At 75.1% G+C, this 18717-nt stretch carries 15 protein-coding genes; 8 read left to right on the top strand and 7 right to left on the bottom strand.

Annotation, left to right across the window (positions count from 1 at the left end):
• Positions 1–171: 171 nt before the first annotated feature.
• Positions 172–1629, top strand: a complete 1458-nt coding sequence (locus tag ACFVNO_RS15930; protein ID WP_378893203.1) for an aldehyde dehydrogenase family protein — start codon at positions 172–174, stop codon at positions 1627–1629.
• 93 nt (positions 1630–1722) lie between these two features.
• Positions 1723–3666 (top strand): primary-amine oxidase, encoded by a 1944-nt coding sequence (locus ACFVNO_RS15925; protein ID WP_378893200.1) that lies wholly within the window; start codon positions 1723–1725, stop codon positions 3664–3666.
• A gap of 13 nt (positions 3667–3679) precedes the next feature.
• Here the strand turns inward: ACFVNO_RS15925 and ACFVNO_RS15920 are convergent, their stop codons facing one another.
• Complete coding sequence (locus ACFVNO_RS15920) at positions 3680–4090, bottom strand: arsenate reductase ArsC (RefSeq protein ID WP_355266906.1); 411 nt, start codon at positions 4088–4090, stop codon at positions 3680–3682.
• A gap of 93 nt (positions 4091–4183) precedes the next feature.
• Here ACFVNO_RS15920 and ACFVNO_RS15915 point away from each other — a divergent pair, with 93 nt between their 5' ends.
• The 3 genes from ACFVNO_RS15915 to ACFVNO_RS15905 are packed head-to-tail and all read left to right on the top strand — an operon-like array spanning position 4184 to position 6611.
• Positions 4184–4495, top strand: a complete 312-nt coding sequence (locus ACFVNO_RS15915; RefSeq protein ID WP_220560635.1) for a helix-turn-helix transcriptional regulator — start codon at positions 4184–4186, stop codon at positions 4493–4495.
• A complete protein-coding gene (gene arsB, locus ACFVNO_RS15910; RefSeq protein ID WP_220560636.1) occupies positions 4495–5574 on the top strand; it encodes an ACR3 family arsenite efflux transporter in 1080 nt (359 codons plus the stop codon). The genes ACFVNO_RS15915 and arsB overlap by 1 nt, the downstream gene beginning before the upstream one ends.
• Positions 5571–6611 carry an ArsO family NAD(P)H-dependent flavin-containing monooxygenase gene (locus ACFVNO_RS15905; protein WP_355266910.1) on the top strand — a complete coding sequence of 347 codons (1041 nt, stop codon included), beginning with the start codon at positions 5571–5573 and terminating at the stop codon, positions 6609–6611. Before arsB ends, ACFVNO_RS15905 begins: the two co-directional genes overlap by 4 nt.
• A 28-nt stretch (positions 6612–6639) precedes the next feature.
• Here ACFVNO_RS15905 and ACFVNO_RS15900 read toward each other — a convergent pair whose 3' ends face one another.
• Together ACFVNO_RS15900 and ACFVNO_RS15895 are read right to left on the bottom strand one after the other, a co-directional pair.
• A complete protein-coding gene (locus ACFVNO_RS15900) occupies positions 6640–7710 on the bottom strand; it encodes an NAD(P)-binding domain-containing protein (protein ID WP_355266913.1) in 1071 nt (356 codons plus the stop codon).
• Positions 7707–9170, bottom strand: a complete 1464-nt coding sequence (locus ACFVNO_RS15895; RefSeq protein WP_378893194.1) for an FAD-dependent oxidoreductase — start codon at positions 9168–9170, stop codon at positions 7707–7709. The genes ACFVNO_RS15900 and ACFVNO_RS15895 overlap by 4 nt, the downstream gene beginning before the upstream one ends.
• 93 nt (positions 9171–9263) lie before the next feature.
• On the opposite strand from ACFVNO_RS15895, the gene ACFVNO_RS15890 reads away from it, so the two are divergent.
• Complete coding sequence (locus ACFVNO_RS15890; RefSeq protein ID WP_378893191.1) at positions 9264–10121, top strand: helix-turn-helix domain-containing GNAT family N-acetyltransferase; 858 nt, start codon at positions 9264–9266, stop codon at positions 10119–10121.
• Positions 10122–10136: 15 nt separating this feature from the next.
• Here the strand turns inward: ACFVNO_RS15890 and ACFVNO_RS15885 are convergent, their stop codons facing one another.
• On the bottom strand, positions 10137–11288 hold the full coding sequence (locus tag ACFVNO_RS15885) for a helix-turn-helix domain-containing protein (protein ID WP_355266922.1): 1152 nt from the start codon (positions 11286–11288) through the stop codon (positions 10137–10139).
• A gap of 215 nt (positions 11289–11503) precedes the next feature.
• On the opposite strand from ACFVNO_RS15885, the gene ACFVNO_RS15880 reads away from it, so the two are divergent.
• Positions 11504–12790: a M20 family metallo-hydrolase gene (locus ACFVNO_RS15880; protein WP_378893188.1), complete on the top strand. Its 1287-nt coding sequence runs from the start codon at positions 11504–11506 to the stop codon at positions 12788–12790.
• 266 nt (positions 12791–13056) lie between these two features.
• Here the strand turns inward: ACFVNO_RS15880 and ACFVNO_RS15875 are convergent, their stop codons facing one another.
• Positions 13057–14391, bottom strand: a complete 1335-nt coding sequence (locus ACFVNO_RS15875) for an MFS transporter (RefSeq protein ID WP_355266928.1) — start codon at positions 14389–14391, stop codon at positions 13057–13059.
• Positions 14392–14462: 71 nt separating this feature from the next.
• A complete protein-coding gene (locus tag ACFVNO_RS15870; RefSeq protein ID WP_378893185.1) occupies positions 14463–16121 on the bottom strand; it encodes an amidohydrolase in 1659 nt (552 codons plus the stop codon).
• A gap of 271 nt (positions 16122–16392) precedes the next feature.
• On the opposite strand from ACFVNO_RS15870, the gene ACFVNO_RS15865 reads away from it, so the two are divergent.
• Positions 16393–17724: an SLC13 family permease gene (locus ACFVNO_RS15865; RefSeq protein WP_355266934.1), complete on the top strand. Its 1332-nt coding sequence runs from the start codon at positions 16393–16395 to the stop codon at positions 17722–17724.
• Between the two features lie 71 nt (positions 17725–17795).
• Here ACFVNO_RS15865 and ACFVNO_RS15860 read toward each other — a convergent pair whose 3' ends face one another.
• Positions 17796–18503, bottom strand: a complete 708-nt coding sequence (locus ACFVNO_RS15860) for a FadR/GntR family transcriptional regulator (protein ID WP_260697219.1) — start codon at positions 18501–18503, stop codon at positions 17796–17798.
• Between the last annotated feature and the right edge of the window lie 214 nt (positions 18504–18717).

Raw genomic sequence — 18717 nt, 5'->3', positions numbered from 1 at the left:
CTCCCTCCCCGCGTCCTGACCGGATGTTAGCCCGGTCACGGAAACCCGGACAAGCACAGGCCGGGCGGAGCGGGCGCCGTGCACGGAACGGCGACCACCCGTGCGCAGAACGGAGACCCGCCCGCCACCACTGTGCCTAGGCTCACGCCCCAACCGACGAAGGGACGCCCCATGGCCGAGCACCGCCACACCGACCTGCACACCGACATGCTCATCGACGGCGCCCCGGTCCCCGCCGCCGGGCGCGCCGTCCGCGCCACCGTCGACCCCGCCACCGGCGGCGTCATCGCCGAGGTCCCCGAGGCCACCGCCGCCGACGTGGACGCCGCCGTCGCGGCCGCCGCCCGCGCCTTCGGCTCCGACGCCTGGGGCGGCCTGCTCCCGGCGGCCCGCGCCCGCCTGCTGCTGCGCCTGGCCGACCTGCTGGAGGCCGACGCCGAGGCGTTCGCCGCCCTGGAGACCACCGACCAGGGCCAGCCGCTGGCGGTCAGCGCGGGCTTCTCGGTGCCCAACGCCGTGGAGCACCTGCGCTACTACGCCGGCTGGGTCACCAAGATCACCGGCGTCACCGCCCCGCTGTCGGTCCCCGACGTGGACTACCGCACCCGTCGCGAACCCCTGGGCGTGTGCGCGCTCATCACGCCGTGGAACTTCCCGCTCATGATCCTGGTGTGGAAGCTGGCCCCCGCCCTGGCCGCCGGCAACACCGTGGTCGTCAAGCCCGCCGAGCAGACCCCGCTCACGACCCTGCGCCTGGCCGCCCTGGTCCGCGAGGCCGGGTTCCCCGACGGCGTCGTCAACGTCGTCACCGGCGGCCCCGAGGTGGGCCGCGCCCTGGTCGCCCACCCCGACGTCGCCAAGGTGTCCTTCACCGGCTCCACCGAGGTCGGGCGGGAGATCGCCGCCGGGGCCGGGCGCGACCTCAAGCACGTGTCCCTGGAGCTGGGCGGCAAGGCGCCGTCCATCATCACCGCCGACGCCGACATCGACGCCGCAGTGGCGGGCAACCTCATGGGCGGCCTGCTCAACTCCGGGCAGGTGTGCGCCGCCTACACCCGGTTCTACGTGGACGCCGCCCGCCACGACGAGTTCGCCGAGAAGCTCGCCGCCGGGGCGGCCTCGATGAAGCTCGGCCACGGCCTGGACGGCGCCACCCGGCTGGGGCCGCTGGTCTCCGCCGAGCAGCGCGACCGCGCCGAGGAGTACGTCCGGATCGGCCGGGAGGAGGGCGCCCACCTGCACGACCGCGCACCGCTGGAGGACGGGGACGGGTACTTCGTGCGCCCGGCCGTGTTCTCCGGGGTCACCGACGGGATGCGCATCGCCCGCGAGGAGATCTTCGGCCCGGTCCTGTCGGTGCTGCCCTACGACGACCCCGACGAGCTGGTCGCCCGCGCCAACGACAGCCGGTACGGGCTGGCGGCGGTGATCTGGTCCCGCGACATCGGCACCGCCAACCGGCTGGCCGCCCGGGTCAGGGCCGGGACCGTGTGGATCAACATGCCCCCGATGCTCGACGCCGCCGCGGCCTGGGGAGGGATGAAGGACTCGGGGCTGGGCCGCGAGATGGGCTGGTCCGCCATCGAGGCGTTCACCCAGGTCAAGAGCATCTGGACCAGCCTCGCCTGAGACCCGCCGCAGAGCCGCCGCCGGGGGCGGACGCCCCGCCCCCGCGCCCCGACGCCGTTCCGTTCCCCTCACCTGGAAGGACCCAGGACCGCCATGAGCGACCACCACCCCCTCGACGCCCTCACCGCGGAGGAGATCACCGCGGCCCGGGACCTGCTGGCCGGTGCCGGGCACCTGGCCGACACCACCCGGTTCGTGTACACCGGGCTGGCCGAACCCGCCAAGGAGGTCCTGCTCGCGTACACCCCGGGCGACCCGGTGGAGCGCCGGGTGCGCGTCCTGCTGCTGGACGTGGGCACCGGCACCGCCCGCGACCTCGTCGTCTCCCTCACCCGCGGCCGGGTCGACTCCGAACGGGTCCTGGACCCGGTCGCGGACGGGCAGCCGCCCGTGCTGGACGAGGAGTTCGAGCTGGTCGAGCGGGTCCTGTCCGCCGACGAACGCTGGCTGGCGGCCCTGCGCGACCGCGGCCTGGACCCCGCCGCCGTGCGCGTGGCCCCCCTGTCCGCGGGCGTCTACGACGACGAGTACCCCGAGGAGAGGGGCCGCCGCATCCTGCGCGGGCTCGCCTTCGTGCAGGAGCACGCGGCCGACCACGCCTGGGCGCACCCCGTCGACGGCCTGGTCGCCTACGTGGACGTGCTGGCGGGGAGGGTCGACCGGGTGCTGGACTTCGGCCCCGTCCCGGTGCCGTCGGTGTCGGGGAACTACACCGACCCGGCGGTGACCGGACCGCACCGCACCACCCAGCGCCCCATCGAGATCACCCAGCCGCAGGGGCCGAGCTTCACCCTGGAGGGCAACCTGCTCACCTGGGAGAACTGGTCGCTGCGCATCGGGTTCGACGCCCGGGAGGGCCTCGTCCTGCACCGGGTGTCGTTCCACGACCGGGACAGGGGCCGCGACCGGCCGGTCGTGCACCGGGCGTCCATCGCCGAGATGGTCGTCCCCTACGGCGACCCGTCCCCGGTGCGGTCCTGGCAGAACTACTTCGACACCGGCGAGTACATGGTGGGGCGCTACGCCAACGCGCTCCGGCTGGGCTGCGACTGCCTGGGCGAGATCACCTACATGGACGCGGTCATCGCCGACGAGTCCGGCGCGCCCCGGACCCTGCCCAACGCGGTGTGCCTGCACGAGGAGGACTTCGGGGTGCTGTGGAAGCACACCGACCTGTGGGCGGGCTCCTCCGAGACCCGGCGCCAGCGCCGGATGGTGGTCTCGTTCTTCACCACCGTCGGCAACTACGACTACGGCTTCTTCTGGTACCTGTACCTGGACGGCACCATCGAGTTCGAGGCCAAGGCCACCGGCATCGTGTTCACCAGCGCGTACCCGGGCGGGGACTACCCCTACGCCTCCGAGGTCGCCCCGGGGCTGGGCGCGCCGCTGCACCAGCACCTGTTCTGCGCGCGGCTGGACATGAACGTGGACGGGACGACGCACCGGGTGGAGGAGGTCGACGCCGTCCGCGTCCCGGTCGGGCCGGACAACCCGCGCGGCAACGCCTTCGCCCAGAAGCGCACGGTGCTCGCCACCGAACTGGAGGCGCGGCGCACGGCCGACGCGTCGGTGGACCGGGTCTGGCACATCTCCAACCCGCAGGTGCGCAACCACCTGGGCCGGCCGGTCGCCTACGCCCTGCACCCGGAGGGGAAGCCGGTGCTGCTGGCGGACCCGTCGTCGTCGGTGGCGGCCCGGGCGGCCTTCGCCACCCGCCACCTGTGGGTGACCGCGCACGACGAGGACGAGCGCTACCCGGCGGGCGACCTGGTCAACCGGCACCCGGGCGGGGCGGGTCTGCCCGCGTTCACGGCCGACGACCGGGCCATCGACGGGCGGGACGTCGTGGTGTGGCACACCTTCGGGCTGACCCACGCGCCGCGGCCGGAGGACTGGCCGATCATGCCGGTGGACCGCACCGGGTTCCGGCTGCGGCCGGTCGGGTTCTTCGACCGCAACCCCACGCTGGACGTCCCGCCGAGCGCCTCCGCGCACTGCGCCGCACAGGACCCGGACGAGGGCCGCTGCCACTGACGCCGGGAGGCGCTCAGCGGGGCAGGAGCTCCCCGATGAGCGCCTCCACGCGCTCGCGGATCTCGTCGCGGATGGGGCGCACCGCGTCCACGCCCCGCCCGGCGGGGTCGGGCAGCTCCCAGTCGAGGTAGCGCTTGCCGGGGAAGAAGGGGCAGGTGTCGCCGCAGCCCATGGTGACGCACACGTCGGAGGCCTCGACGGCGTCGGCGGTGAGGAGCTTGGGACGCCGGCCGGTGATGTCGATGCCGACCTCGGCCATGGCCTCGACCACGGCGGGGTTGAGGGCGTCGGCCGGCGCGGACCCGGCCGAGCGGACCTCGATCCGGCCCTCGGACAGGTGGGCCAGCCAGGCGGCGGCCATCTGGGAGCGGCCCGCGTTGTGCACGCACACGAACAGCACGGACGGCCTGTCGTCGGAGGTCATGGTGGGACTTCCCGTTTCGTCTCGGTGGAGGTCGGCCGGGCCGCCCCCGGGTGTCCGGGGCGGGCGCGTCCGGTGCCGGGATAATATCAGTGCATGCTGATATCAGTCGACGCTGACCTGTTGAAGGCGCTCGCCGACCCCCTGCGGACGCGGATCCTCTCCCTGCTGTCCCGCGAGACCCTGTGCACCACCCACCTCATGGAGGAGACCGGGGCCCGCCAGACCAACCTGTCCAACCACCTGCGCGTCCTGCGCGAGGCGGGCCTGGTGGAGACCGAGCCCTGCGGCCGCTTCACCTACTACCGGTTGGTCCCCGAACGCCTGGAGGCCCTCTCCGCCGACCTGGCGCGGGTGGCCGCCACCGCGCGCGCCACGGGCGCGGCCGACCGGAAGCGGGCCTGTTGATGACACGCCTGGACGGAACCCCGCAGGCCGGGCCGGCCGTCGTCGCGAAGCTCCCCTTCCTTGACCGGTTCCTGGCCGTGTGGATCCTGCTCGCCATGGCCGCCGGGCTGGGGCTGGGCCGCTTGGTCCCCGGCCTGGACGAGGCGCTGGCCGCACTGGAGGTCGGCGGGATCTCGCTGCCCATCGCCCTGGGCCTGCTCGTCATGATGTACCCGGTGCTGGCCAAGGTCCGCTACGACCGCCTCGGCACCGTCACCCGGGACAGGCGCCTGCTCCTCTCGTCCCTGGTGGTCAACTGGGTCGTCGGCCCCGCGGTGATGTTCGCCCTGGCCTGGATCTTCCTGGCGGACCTGCCCGAGTACCGCACCGGGCTGATCATCGTCGGCCTGGCCCGCTGCATCGCCATGGTGATCATCTGGAACGACCTCGCCTGCGGGAACCGGGAGGCCGCCGCCGTCCTGGTCGCGCTGAACTCGGTCTTCCAGGTGCTGGCCTTCGGCCTGCTGGGCTGGTTCTACCTGGACCTGCTGCCCGGGTGGCTGGGCCTGGACACCGGCGGGCTCGACGCCTCCCCGTGGCTGATCGCGCTCAACGTGGTGATCTTCCTCGGCGTCCCGCTGGCGGCCGGGTTCCTCACCCGCCGCGTCGGCGAGAAGCGCATGGGGCGGGAGCGCTACGAGTCGGCGTTCCTGCCGCGGATCGGCCCGTGGGCCCTGTACGGGCTGCTGTTCACCATCGTGCTGCTGTTCGCCCTCCAGGGCGACCGGATCATCGAACGGCCGCTGGACGTGGCGCGCATCGCCCTGCCGCTGCTCGCCTACTTCGTCCTCATGTGGTTCGGCACCTTCGCCCTGGGCAGGGCGCTGGGCATGGACTACGGGCGCACCACCACGCTGGCGTTCACCGCCGCGGGCAACAACTTCGAGCTGGCCATCGCGGTGGCCGTGGCGACCTTCGGCGTGGCCTCCGGGCAGGCGCTGGCGGGTGTGGTGGGGCCGCTGATCGAGGTGCCCGTGCTGGTCGGCCTGGTGTACGTGTCCCTCGCCCTGCGCGGGCGCTTCGCCCCGGGGCCCCGATGAGCGCCGCGGACGTGGTGGTCATCGGCGGCGGCCAGGCCGGGCTGGCCGCGGGGTACTTCCTGCGCCGGGCGAAGGCGGACTTCGTGATCCTGGACGCCGCCGGGCGCCCCGGCGGCTCCTGGCCCGAGTACTGGGACTCGCTGAGGCTGTTCTCCCCGGCGGGGCACAGCATGCTGCCCGGCTGGTGGATGCCCGAGGAGCCCGGCCGGGAGTACCCCTCGGCCGCGCACGTCGCGTGGTACCTGTCCGAGTACGAGCGCCGCTACGACCTGCCCGTGCGCCGGCCGGTCCGGGCGGGCGCGGTCGAGCGCGCCGACGGCGCCCTGCGGGTGCGCACCGACCACGGCGACTGGACCGCCCGCCACGTCGTCAGCGCCACCGGCACCTGGCGCGCCCCGTACGTCCCCGACGTGCCCGGCCGGGACGCCTTCGCGGGCCAGCAGCTGCACACGGTGGACTACCGCCGCCCCGAGGCGCTCGCCGGGCGCCGGGTCGCCGTGGTGGGCGGCGGCAACTCGGCGGCGCAGATCCTCGCCGAGCTGTCCCGGGTCGCGGACACCACGTGGGTCACCGCCCGGCCGCCCCGCCTCATGCCCGACGGCCTGGACGGGCGCGCCCTGTTCGCCGGGGCCACCCGCCGGGTGCTCGACGGGACGGCCGAGCGGCCGCCCGGGGACATCGTCATGGTGCCGAGCGTGCGGGAGGCCCGCGACCGAGGAGTCCTCAAGGCCGAGCCGATGTTCGAGCGGCTGACCCGCACCGGCGCGGTCTGGGCGGACGGGACCGCAGCCGACTTCGACGCGGTCCTGTGGTGCACGGGCTTCCGCCCGGTGCTGGACCACCTGGCCCCGCTGGGGGTGCTCGACGACCGGGGCCGGGTCGGGGTCCGGGGCAACCGCTCCCGTGCCGAGCCGCGGCTGCACCTGCTGGGCTACGGCGACTGGACGGGCCCGGTCTCGGCGACGCTCATCGGTGCGGGCCGCACCGCCAAGACCGCCGTCGCCGAGATCGTCCGCTCCCTGGAGCAGGGCCCCTGACCGGGGGCGGCGCACCGCCGCCCCCGGGTCACGGAAGCAGCCGCCGGACGACGTGCCGGGCGTCGCGGCCGACTCCGCGCAGGGTCGCGGAGGCGAAGGTGCGCTGGAACTCCAGCCCCACGTACCCCAGCCCGGGGACGGCGGTGGAGACCCCGCCGCGGTGCAGCGGGCGCCCTTCGCGGTCCAGCGCCCCGGTCGGGGCGAGGTGGTCCAGGGCGGGCCGGTAGCCGGTGGCGAGCAGGACGGCGTCCACCCTCTCCACGCTGCCGTCGGCCCAGGTGACCTCGTCCCCCTCCAAGCGGGTGAACATCTCCCGGCGGTCCGGGGCGCCGGCGGCGACCGCTGCCCGGTACCGGCCGTCGTCGTTCACCAGGACCGGGGCCCTCGCCCAGAGCCGTCCCAGGGGTGCGGCGTCCAGGCCGCTGCGCACGAACCACCAGTGGATGTCACGGCCCAGGGGACGCTGCTCCGCCCAGGCCACCGGGGAGCGGGTGGCCAGGGTGACACGTGCAGTCCCCGCCAGTTCCGCGGCGATCTGCACCCCGGAGTTGCCGCCGCCGACCACCACGACCCGCAGGCCGGCGAAGGGCTCGGGGGAGCGGTACTCGGCCGCGTGCAGCACGGCCCCGGTGAAGTCCGCCAGGCCGGGCGGCTCCGGCCGGTGGGGGCGGGCGAAGCCGCCGGTGGCGGAGACGACCGCCCGGGAGCGGATCCGGGAGCCGTCGGCGAGGGTGAGGAGGAACCCGTCCCCGTCGCGCACCACGCGCTCCACCCGGTGCCCGCAGCGCAGGTCGGCGTCCAGGCGGGCGGCGTAGTCCCGCAGGTAGGACACCACCTCGTCGCGGCGCGGGTAGCGGTCGGGGTCGCCGGGCATCGGCCGGCCGGGCAGGCCGGAGAACCGGGCGGGGGAGAACAGGGTCAGGCTGTCGTAGTAGTGCGGCCAGGAGCCGCCGGGGTGTCCGGCGGCCTCCAGCACCAGGGCCCGCACACCGCGCCGGGAGGAGGCGTGCGCCGCGGCCAGCCCCGCCTGCCCCGCCCCGATCACGGTGAGGAGGGCGTCCTCCGCGGAGTCCGCTCCCCCACCGGATCCCGGCGTCACGGCAGCGGGTCCGGGTCGGCGGCCCGGGCCGGGCGCGGGGAGTCCCCGCCGCCGCAGCACCCGCCGCCCGCGGAGGCGGTCGGAGCGGCCGTGAGCAGCGGCAGCGGCGAAACGGTCAGCAGGCCGGCGCCGGCCGTCGCCGGGGACGGCCGCTCCGCCTCGGGGGCGGGACCGCAGCAGCCGTCCGCGCCGGCCTTGGTGGCACCGGGGTCGTCGAACAGGCCGGCGCCGCCGCAGACACCGGTCTCGGGCAGGGTCAGCTCCACGCGGGCGGCGGCCTCGCGGTCCCCGGCCAGGTGGGCGGCGATACTGCGGACCTGCTCGAACCCGGTCAGGGCCAGGAAGGTGGGGGCGCGCCCGTAGGACTTCATCCCCGCCAGGAAGAACCCCTCCTCCGGGTGGGACAGCTCGGTGGCCCCGTGCGGGTACACCGTCCCGCAGGAGTGCACGTTGGGGTCGATGAGCGGGGCCAGTTCCACCGGCGCCTGGAGGGCGGCGTCCAGGCCGAGTCGGATCTCGGACAGGAAGGACAGGTCGGGGCGGAACCCGGTCAGGGCCACCACCTCGTCGACCGGCTCCAGGGCCCGGCCGCCGTCGTCCACCAGGACGAGGCGGTCCCCGTCCGGGCGCACCTCGGCGGTGCGGAACCCGGTGACCACCTCGATGTGCCCGGCCTCCACCGCGGCCCTGGCGCGCAGGCCCAGGGCGCCGCGCCCGGCGAGCCGGTCGGCGGCCCCGCCGCCGAAGGCGTCGCCCACGGCTCCGCGCCGCAGCACCCACACCGCGCGGGTGCCCGGGACCTCCTCGGCGAGGGAGGCGAGGGCCACCAGAGCCGTCAGCGCCGAGTGCCCCCTGCCGACCACCGCCGTGGTCCGCCCCGCGTGGCGGGCCCGCCCGGCCGGGTCGGCGGTGTCGGGGACGCGGTAGGAGACGCGCCCGGCCGCGTCGGCCTCGCCCAGGGCGGGCAGGCCGTCGCCGCCCGCCGGGTTGGGGGAGCCCCAGGTGCCGGAGGCGTCCACGACCGCGCGGGCGAGCAGCCGCTCCTCGCCGCCGGACGTGCGCACCCGGACGGTGAACGGCCGTCCGGCGCGCCCGGAGTCCACGACCCGGTCGCGGCCCAGGCGGCTCACCCCGGTCACCTCGGCGCCGAAGCGCACCCGCCCGCCCAGGGCGGCGGCCAGCGGGGCCAGGTAGGAGTCGACCCACTCGGCGCCGGTCGGGTAGCCGCCGTCGGCGGGGCGGGTCCAGCCGGCGGCGGTGAGCAGCTTCTCCGCCGCGGGGGCCACCAGGTCGCGCCACATCGAGAACAGGCGCACGTGCCCCCACTCGGACACGGCGGCCCCGGCCCGGTCGCCGCGCTCCAGCACCACGACCGGCAGGCCGCGCCCCACCAGTTCGGCGGCCGCGGCCAGCCCCACCGGCCCGGCTCCGATCACCACGACGGGAAGACCCTCGTCCATGACACACCCTTTCATCGATCGGTGTCTATGGAGCGAAACTTTATAGATGTATGTCGATGGACGCAACCATAGATCGTGGTCGATAATGAGCGCATGACCGTGACGACCCCGGACTCCCTGTCCGCCCTCGACGCCGAGACCTACGCCGCCTGGTTCGCCTGCCTGGCCGAACCCATGCGCGTCCGGCTGCTCCACGCCATCGCCACGACCCCGGGGTCGGTCGGTGTCGGGGAACTGGCCGAGATGGTGGACCTGCGCCAGCCCACCGTCTCCCACCACCTGCGCAAGCTCGCCGACGTCGGGTTCGTGACCCTCACCCGGGTGGGCACCTCCACCCGGGTCGCCGTCAACCCCGCCTGCTGCGTCGGCCTGCCGCACGCCGCCGACGCCGTCATGGGCCTGCTGGCCGCCCGCCCCTGCTGCCCCACCGACCTGCCCGGGGACGTCGCCACCCGCCCGATGGCCGACGCCGACCTGGAACGCGTCCGCGAGATCTACGCCGAGGGCATCGCCACCGGCGACGCCACCTTCGAGACCGAGGCGCCCCCGGTCGACGCCCTGAAGGACAAGTGGCTCCCCGGCCACCGCTGGGTCGCCGAACTCGACGGCGCCGTGGTCGGCTGGGCCGCCGCCGCCCCGGTCTCGGCCCGCGAGGCCTACACGGGGGTCGCCGAGACCTCGGTGTACGTCGCCGGAGCCGCGCGCGGCCGGGGCGTGGGCAAGGCGCTGCTGTACCGGCAGGTCACCGAGGCCGACACCGGGGGGCTGTGGACGCTGCAGACCTCGGTCTTCCCCGAGAACCGCGCCTCGCTGGCCCTGCACCACCAGGCCGGGTTCCGCACCGTCGGGGTGCGCGAGCGCATCGCCCGCCACCACGGCCGCTGGCGCGACACCGTCCTGCTCGAACGCCGCCGCGAGACCGGGGCCGAGCCTCCGGCCTGCGCCTGCTGAGCGCCGCCCGCCGCCTCACCCCCACCCGTCGCCCGGGCGCCGGTCGGAGAACAGCACCAGCGCCCGGGCCGCCTCCACCGGGACGGTCAGGTCCAGCCCCGTCACCTCGCGGAACGCCTGGAGCCGGTTCACCACCGTGTTCCGGTGGCAGTACAGCGACTCCGCGGTCGCCTTGACCGACCCCGTCGCCGTGTAGTGCTCCAGGGTCTCCAGCAGCCGCGCCCGGGCGTCGGGCTCCAGCGCCGCCACCCGCTCCACCGCCTCCCGGCCGAACCCGGGCAGCACCTCCAGCAGCCGGTCCCGGGCCAGCGCGGGCCACACCCCCTCCGCCCGGACGAAACCCCCGCCGGGGCGGGCGTACCCGGCCAGCCTCCGGGCCGCCGCGATCGCCGCGGGCACCTCGGCCAGCCCCCGCACCCCGGGGACCGCGCCCCCCGTCATCCCCTCCAGCGGCAGCGGCCACCGGGCCCGGCCCTCCCGCACCAGCGCCACCCCGTCGTCGAACTCCCACACCAGGCAGCCGTCGCGGGCCGGCCCGCCCGGTTCCGAGCGCCGCCCCGGCCCGGCCCCCGGCCCCGGCGCCGCGAACAGCACCTCGAACACCCCGTCCACGGCCACCCCCAGCACCGGGGCGACCTGCGCCGCCACCTCCGCGGCCCGGTCGCCCGACCCCAGCAGCCGGGACAGCGCCTGGGCCGCCTCGGCCCGCGAGTCCCGCTCCAGCGCCGCCCGCTCCTCCAGGAACGCCGCCTGCACGTCGCTGATGTACTGCTCGACGGTGCCGAGGATCTCCTCCACGTGCAGCACCAGGATCTGCGCCGAGTCCGCGCCGCCCGCGCGCACCAGCCCCGCCCACAGCACCCGGAAGTCCAGCCGCACCGCCTCCAGCAGGTCCTCGCGCGCCACCCCCTGCCGGGCCCGCCGCACCCCCAGCCGGGTCGGCAGGTCGCTCAGGTGCCCGGGCAGCGGCAGCCCGGCCAGGCGCCGGGTGAGCATGTCGAAGGTGTCGGTCGCGGTCTGGCGCAGGTCCTCGTCGGGGATCAGCCCGTCGCTGTAGCGCCCCAGCGCCGACAGCCGCCCCAGGAAGTCGGCGACCAGCCCGTCGCGGTCCCGGGCCAGCAGCTCCAGCATCCTCGGCCACGGCTGCGGTCCGTCCGGGTCCACCATGGTCTGCCTCCTCACGGCGTCCTTGGGCGAATACACCGGGAACGATCGTGCCACGGATCGCCCGGTGCCCCCCACCTGCCCCGACGCGGGCCGGGGCGGTTCCACCGTGGTCATGTGCACAGCCGAGCCCGGAAATCTTGGGTGAATGCCGATTGAGCGCGGCCGACCCGCACGCCGAGTATGGGAGCGTCACCACCGGACCCGAGAGGAACCACATGACCGCCCCCGGACGCACCGCCGCCGACACCCGCTTCCTGGAGGACTTCCGCGCCATGAGCGCCTTCGGCGCCACCCCCTCCGGAGGGGTCGACCGGCAGGCCGCCACCGAGCCCGACAACGCCCAGCGCCGCTGGCTGGCCGGGCTGCTGGAGGAGGCCGGCCTGCGGGTGGTGTACGACCGCATCGGCAACCAGTTCGGCCTGCTGGAGCGGGTGCCCGGCGCCCCCTACGTGGTCGTCGGCTCCCACATGGACTCCCAGCCCACGGCCGGCCGCTACGACGGCGCCTACGGCGTGCTGGCCGCGGCCCACGCGGTGCTGCGCGCCGCCGAGCGCGACGCGGCCGAGGGCGCGGAGCCGCCCTACAACCTCGCCGTCGTCAACTGGTTCAACGAGGAGGGCTCGCGGTTCACCCCCTCCATGATGGGCAGCGCCGTGTACACCGGCCGCCTGCCGCTGGAGACCGCGCTGGCCTCCCGCGACCGGGCCGGGACCACGGTCGCGCAGGCACTGGCCCCCACCGGGTTCCTCGGCGACACCGACGGCCCCGAGGCGGTCTTCTGCGCCGAGATCCACGTGGAGCAGGGCCGGGTCCTGGAGAACACCGGCACCACGATCGGCCTGGTCGAGGCCTGCTGGGCGGCCCGCAAGTACCGGGTGACGGTCCGCGGCGACCAGGCGCACTCGGGCGCCACGGTCATGGAGGACCGCCGCGACGCTCTGCTGGGCGCCTCCCTGCTGGTGGTCGCCGCCCGCGAGCTGGCCGACCGCTTCCCCGGCATGCTGCACACCGCGGTGGGCAGCATGGACGTCTACCCCAACTCCCCGGTCACGGTGGCCTCCCGCGCCGAGCTGCTGCTGGACCTGCGCTCCCACGACGAGGCGGTGCTGGCCGAGGCCGACCGGCTGCTCGCGCAGGAGGTCGCCCGCATCGAGGGCACCGCCCGGGTGGAGATCGACCTCGACCTCTCCCACGCCTGGGGCATCGACCGCTACCAGCCCGAGGGCGTGGAGCTGGCCCGGGGCGCCGCCGAGCGCCTGGGGCTGAGCCACCGCGGCATCCTCACCGTCGCCGGGCACGACTCGATCAACATGAAGGAGCGCGTCCCCACCGTCATGCTCTTCGTGCCCTCCGTCGAGGGCGTCTCGCACAACGAGGGCGAGTACACCCAGGACGACGACATGCTGGCCGGGCTGGACCTGCTCACCGACGTGGTCCGCGGCCTGGGCTCCGGGGCGCTGCCGAGCACCGGGGTCCACGACCCGGCCGCCGTCCGCGCCTGACCCCGTCCCCGCGCACCTGAAGGCCCCGCCCGGGAATCCCGGGCGGGGCCTTCACACGCGGACGTCCCGTCCGCACCGGTCCAGGGCGTGTTCGGTGGATGCTCTCGAGCGTTTCGGCGCTCGCGCCGAACGCCGGGAGCGGCCGCGGGGCGATCTCTCGCAAGACGACCGGCGCGGGTCGGCCCGGGGTTCGGCCGTCCGAGCGCGGGCGGCGCGGCGAGAGGCGGCCCCGCGGCCGCGACCCGGAATGATCCGCCGAACGCGCCCTAGCGGACCACGACCTCGTCGCGGACCCGCAGGCGCTCGCCGACCAGGCCGCCGACCGCGGTGATCAGCGCGATCCCCGCCAGCAGCAGCGAGGCCACCCACGAGCCGCCGTTCGAGACGTCCAGCAGGGCGGTGGCGGCGAACGGCAGGAAGCCGCTCAGCGCACCGGCCAGGTTGTACGCCAGCGCCACGCCGCTGTAGCGCAGGTGCGCCGGGAACAGCTCGGTGAGCAGCGCGCCCGACACCGCGTAGGCGATCGACAGGATTGCCACGCCCGCGGCCACCGCCAGCACCACGAGCACCGGGGAGCGCGTGTCGATCATCCAGAACACCGGGAAGGCGATGGCCGCAGTGGCCACACCGCCCCACAGCGTCACCCGGCCCGGGCCGATCCGCTCGGCCAGGCGGCCGAACACCAGGATGACCCCGATCTGGGCCACCGCCGCCACCAGGGTGGCGTTGACCATCAGCCCCCGCTCCAGCCCCAGGGTGCCGGTGCCGTAGCTGATCGCGAACGTGGTCATGACGTAGAAGCCGCCCACGCCCAGCAGCGCCGAGGCGATCGCGACCAGCAGCCGCCCCCAGGCCTTGCGGAACACGTCCACTGCCGGGACCTTGGACCGCGCCTCCTGGCGCTCCATCTCCTCGAAGACCGGCGACTCCTCGACCTTGCGGCGGATGTACACGGCCACCAGCAGCAGCGGGAACGCCGCCAGGAACGGCAGGCGCCAGCCCCAGGAGTCGAACTGCTCCGGCGGCAGCGTCAGCACCAGCGCGAACGCGCCCGAGGACAGCAGGGTGCCGACCGGGGAGCCGATCTGCGGCAGCGCCGCGTAACGCCCGCGCTTCTCGGGCGGGGCGTGCTCGACGGCGATGGTCACCGCGCCGCCCCACTCGCCGCCCACCGCGATGCCCTGCACCAGGCGCAGCAGCGCCAGCAGCAGCGGGGCCGCCACGCCGATGGCCGCGAAGTCGGGCAGCACGCCGATGAGGCCGGTCGCCACACCGATGGCGACCACCGTGATCAGCAGCGCGGGACGCCGTCCGATCCGGTCGCCCATCCACCCGAACAGGACGGCGCCCAGCGGGCGGGCCACGAAGCCCACGCCGAAGGTCGCGAACGCGGCCAGGGTGGCCGCCGTCGGGTTCAGCGTCGTGAAGTACAGCCGGTTGAACACCAGGGCGGCCGCGGTGCCGAAGAGGAAGTAGTCGTACCACTCCAGTGCGGTGCCGACGAACGCGGCGAAGGCGATGCGACCGGCCTCCTTGCCGCTCACCACCGGGGCCTTCCCGCCCGGTGGGGCCTCGGGGCCCGTGCGGTCGAGGTCGTTCATGGGGAATTCTCTCCTCTTCGGTGTCCGCGCCGCACCGGCGCGGGGTCTGTCAGGGGATGGGAGGGGGCGGGTCAGGCGCCGGCGCCGGAGGCCGTCGCGGCCAGTCCGGCGAAGGCGTCCGCGCCGTGGACGGCCTCGCCGCCCACGACGGTCGCCAGCACCTCGACGGTGTCGATGCCCTGGTCCGCCGTGTCGACCGGGTCGCGGTCCAGGATGACCAGGTCGGCGAGCCCGCCGGGGGACAGCGTGCCCCTGTCGTGCTCATCGTGGCTCGCCCAGGCCGCGTCGACGGTGTAGGCGCGCAGGGCCTGCTCGGCGGTGACCCGCTCGTCGGGGGCGAGGACGGCGCCCCCGCTGCTGAGCCGTTCCACCATCGAGGCCATGCCCGCCAGCGGCGCGCCGGGCGCGACCGGGCGGTCGGAGCTGCCCGGCACCCGGATCCCGTGCTCCAGGAACGACCGGTGCCGGTACAGCCAGCCCACCCGCTCCGGGCCCAGGGACGCCGCCATGGCGTCGCCCACGGTGTACAGGAACCGGGGCTGGGGGACCGGGACCACGCCCAGTTCGGCGAACCGGGCCAGCTGGTCGGGGCGGACCACCCCGGCGTGCTCGATCCGGTGGCGCACGTCCGGGCGCGGCAGCTCCCTGTGCGCCCGCTCGAAGGCGTCCAGCGCCAGGTCCACGGCCTCGTCGCCGATGGCGTGCGCGGCCACCCGCCACCCGGCGCGGTGGGCGGCCACCACCAGATCGCGCATCTCCTCGGGCGGGTTCTGGAACACGCCGTGCCCGTGCCCGCACAGGGGCTCGGTCACGGCCGCGGTACGGCCGATGAGCGAGCCGTCCAGCCAGATCTTCATGGGGCCCAGGCGCAGCCGGTCGTCGCCGAAGCCGGTGCGCAGCCCCAGGTCGATGCCGACGTCGATGCCGTCGTCGGCGTGCCCGTCCAGCGGGTGCAGGTTGTCGGCGGCCACCATCAGCTCCACGCGGGTGCGCAGGTCGCCGCGCTCGCGGGCCAGCTGGTAGGCGGCGGCCTCCACCGGGGTGCGGCCGATCAGCCCGCGCCCGATCCCGGCCTCGACGACGTGGGTGAGGCCCTCGGAGGCGTACACGCGCGAGGCCCGGCCGATCGCGTCGGCCAGGTCGGCGACGGGGTAGGGCATGACCAGGGCGGTGACCAGCTCCTGGGCGCGCTCCTGGAGCAGGCCGGTGGGCGTCCCGTCGCCGTCGCGGACGATCACCCCGCCCTCGGGGTCGCCCACCGCGGCGGAGTCGGCGCCGACCCGGCGCAGCACCGCGCTGCTCACGGTGCACATGTGCCCGGAGCGGTGCTTGAGCCACACCGGGCGGCCGCCCCCGGCCCGGTCCAGGCCGTGCCGGTCGGGGTGCGCGCCCATGGCGGTGTCGTCGTAGCCGGATCCGATGATCCAGGCGTCGGCGGGCAGGTCGGCGGCCCGGCGGGCCACCGCGTCGTAGAGCCCGTCCAGGGTGGTGACGTCCTCCAGGCCCAGCTCGCCCAGGGACTGGCCGAACCACGCCATGTGGTTGTGCGCGTCCCCGAAGCCGGGGACGACCGCGGCGCCGCCGCAGTCGACCACGGCCCGGGCGGGCAGGTCGGCGACGTCCCCGTCGAACCCGAGGACGCGACCGGCGGCGATGCCCACGGCGGTGGCCGCGGGCCGGTCGTCGTCGAGGGTGCGCACGCGCGCGTTGGTGAGCAGGAGGTCGAGCATGCCGGCGGTGTTCTTCCTGGAAGGGAGGGGTGTGACGGATTCCCTCCAGGGTGCCGGGTGGGTGCGCGGGGCCTCAATGACGATCCGCAGCGGATCATCCGCCCCCGGGTGGGCATGTGCACAATCCGGGGCGGGGGGCCGCGGCGCCGCGGGCCGGGCGGGTGACGGGGGTGTTTCCGGGGCTTGACAATTGGCCCATTGGCATATTGGCTAGGCCAGTCGCTCCTATGAGCTGAGTCACACCCCTCCACCGAAGCTCGAATGGCCGGTCATGACACCCCAGCTGCTCACCATTCTCGTGCTCGCGGCGATGTTCGTCGTCGCGACCGTCTTCCCCATCAACATCGGCGCACTCGCCTTCGTCGCCGCCTTCCTCGTCGGCACCCTCGCCCTGTCCATGGAGGCGGGGGAGATCCTCGGCGGCTTCCCGGCCGACCTGTTCCTCACCCTGGTCGGTGTCACCTACCTGTTCGCCATCGCCAAGAACAACGGGACCGTCGACCTGATGGTCCGGGCGGCCACCCGCCTGGTCGGCGGCCGGGTGGTGGCCATCCCCTGGGTGATGTTCGGCATCACCGCCCTGCTCACCGCCGTGGGCGCGCTCAGCCCCGCGGCCGTGGCCATCGTCGCGCCCATCGCCCTGGGCTTCGCCGCCAAGTACCGGATCGACCCCCTGATGATGGGCATGATGGTGATCCACGGGGCGCAGGGCGGGGGCTTCTCCCCGGCCAGCGTCTACGGGGTCACGGTCAACACCATCGTGGCGGACAACGGGCTCGACGTACACCCCGTGACCCTGTTCCTGGGCAGCCTGGTCTTCAACCTCGCCATCGCGTTCGTGCTGTTCATCGCCCTGGGCGGCCACCGGCTCGTCGGGGTCAGGGCGGAGCGGTCCGAGAGGGAGGCCGTCGCCGCGGGCGGCGGAGGAGCGGGCGGGGGCGGCGGCACCGCCGTGGCCACCGGCGGCTCCGGCGCCGGAGCCGGGGAGTCCGGGGCCGCACCGGCGGTCCGGTTCGACCAGATCGCCACCCTGCTGGGCATCCTCACCCTGGGCGTGCTGGCCCTGGGCTTCGGCCTCAACGTCGGGTTCGTCGCCATGACCGTCACGGTCGTCCTGGCGCTCATCTCGCCCCAGGCGCAGAAGAACGCGATCTCCCAGATCAGCTGGCCCACGGTACTGCTCATCACCGGCATGCTGACCTTCGTCGGCGTCATGGAGAGCGCCGGGACCATCGAGTACGTCGGCTTGGCCGCGGCCGGGCTGGGCGCGGCCCTGCTGGTCGCTCTGGTGCTGTGCTACATCGGCGGCATCGTCTCGGCCTTCGCCTCCTCCACCGCCATCCTGGGCGCCACCATCCCGCTGGCGGTCCCGTTCCTGCTCATGGGGGAGGTGAGCGCGACCGGCGTCATCGTCGCGCTGGCCGTGGCCTCCACGATCGTGGACGTCAGCCCCTTCTCCACCAACGGCGCCCTGGTCCTGGCCAACGCCACCGGGGTGGAGCCGGAGAAGTTCTACCGGCGGATCCTGGTCTACAGCGCCATAGTGGTGGTCCTGGGGCCGCTCGTGGCCTGGGGCGTCCTGGTCGTGCCCGGACTGCTGTGACGCCCGCGGCTCCGGCCGAGCGGTGACGGCCCGGCGCGGGGACCCCGCGCCGGGCCGCCCGCGTCCGGGGCTCAGTTCGCGGCGCGCTCGGGCACGTCGCCCACCTGCGACACCAGCCGCAGGTGGCGGCGCATGGCCTCGGCGGCCATGTCCGGGTCGCCCAGCCGGATCGCCGAGGCGATCTTCTCGTGCCCGGCCAGCGAGTCCTGCGGCCGCCCCGGCTGGGACAGCGACTCCAGGCGGGTCTCGCGGATCATCGGGGCGAGCTCGTTCATCATCCGGGTGAGCAGCCGCGAGCGCGCCGCCTCGGTGATCGCGGCGTGGAACCGCTCGTCGCCCTCCACCCCGCGCCCGCCCGCGCGCAGCTCGGCGCGCATGAGGTCCAGGGCGGCGTCGACGGCGGCGAGGTCGTGCTCGGTGCGGCGCTCGGCGGCCAGCTCGGCGAGCTTGACCTCCAGGGCCTGGCGGGCCTCGATGATCTCCGCTCGCCGGTTGGCGCGGTCGCGCAGCAGGGCCAGCACGCCCTCCTCGGAGGTGGTGCGGCGGATGATCGCGCCGTCGCCGTGGCGCACGTCGATGATCCCCTGCACCTCCAGCGCCACCAGGGCCTGGCTGAGCGAGGCGCGGCTCACGCCCAGGGAGGCGGCCAGTTCCCGCTCGGCGGGCAGGCGGTCGCCGGGGGTCAGGCCGGCCTCGCGCATGTACTCCACCAGCCGTTCCACCAGCTGCTCGTAGAGACGAGGCCGTGCCGGTGGCCGGGGGGTGGGCTTGGTGGGCACGCGGGCGGGCTCCTTCCGGCTCGGGCTGGGCGGACCTCCAGAGTAGTCCGGGAGCGTCGGTGCGGTCGACCGGGCCCGCGGGGGGATCCCCCCGCGGGAAGGGGATGTCGGCCTTCACAAAGCCGGGGGCGTGTGCCATGCTGACGAAGAGACCCAGTGGCCTAGCCACTGAGCCAATGAGGTGGCCGCTGAACCGACACGGCAGGCCACCGAG

The sequence above is a fragment of the Nocardiopsis sp. NPDC057823 genome (assembly GCF_042797335.1).
In the GTDB taxonomy this organism is placed as follows: Bacteria; Actinomycetota; Actinomycetes; order Streptosporangiales; family Streptosporangiaceae; genus Nocardiopsis; species Nocardiopsis changdeensis.
This window is presented reverse-complemented; position numbering and strand designations above follow the sequence as displayed.

Bases quoted from the DNA above. Each gene is read 5' to 3' on its own strand.
- ACFVNO_RS15895 (WP_378893194.1), bottom strand. From the start codon at position 9,170: ATGGACGAGGGTCTTCCCGTCGTGGTGATCGGAGCCGGGCCGGTGGGG.
- ACFVNO_RS15930 (WP_378893203.1), top strand. From the start codon at position 172: ATGGCCGAGCACCGCCACACCGACCTGCACACCGACATGCTCATCGAC.
- ACFVNO_RS15915 (WP_220560635.1), top strand. From the start codon at position 4,184: ATGCTGATATCAGTCGACGCTGACCTGTTGAAGGCGCTCGCCGACCCC.
- ACFVNO_RS15885 (WP_355266922.1), bottom strand. From the start codon at position 11,288: ATGGTGGACCCGGACGGACCGCAGCCGTGGCCGAGGATGCTGGAGCTG.
- ACFVNO_RS15905 (WP_355266910.1), top strand. From the start codon at position 5,571: ATGAGCGCCGCGGACGTGGTGGTCATCGGCGGCGGCCAGGCCGGGCTG.
- arsB (WP_220560636.1), top strand. From the start codon at position 4,495: ATGACACGCCTGGACGGAACCCCGCAGGCCGGGCCGGCCGTCGTCGCG.
- ACFVNO_RS15875 (WP_355266928.1), bottom strand. From the start codon at position 14,391: ATGAACGACCTCGACCGCACGGGCCCCGAGGCCCCACCGGGCGGGAAG.
- ACFVNO_RS15880 (WP_378893188.1), top strand. From the start codon at position 11,504: ATGACCGCCCCCGGACGCACCGCCGCCGACACCCGCTTCCTGGAGGAC.
- ACFVNO_RS15870 (WP_378893185.1), bottom strand. From the start codon at position 16,121: ATGCTCGACCTCCTGCTCACCAACGCGCGCGTGCGCACCCTCGACGAC.
- ACFVNO_RS15920 (WP_355266906.1), bottom strand. From the start codon at position 4,090: ATGACCTCCGACGACAGGCCGTCCGTGCTGTTCGTGTGCGTGCACAAC.
- ACFVNO_RS15925 (WP_378893200.1), top strand. From the start codon at position 1,723: ATGAGCGACCACCACCCCCTCGACGCCCTCACCGCGGAGGAGATCACC.
- ACFVNO_RS15890 (WP_378893191.1), top strand. From the start codon at position 9,264: ATGACCGTGACGACCCCGGACTCCCTGTCCGCCCTCGACGCCGAGACC.
- ACFVNO_RS15865 (WP_355266934.1), top strand. From the start codon at position 16,393: ATGACACCCCAGCTGCTCACCATTCTCGTGCTCGCGGCGATGTTCGTC.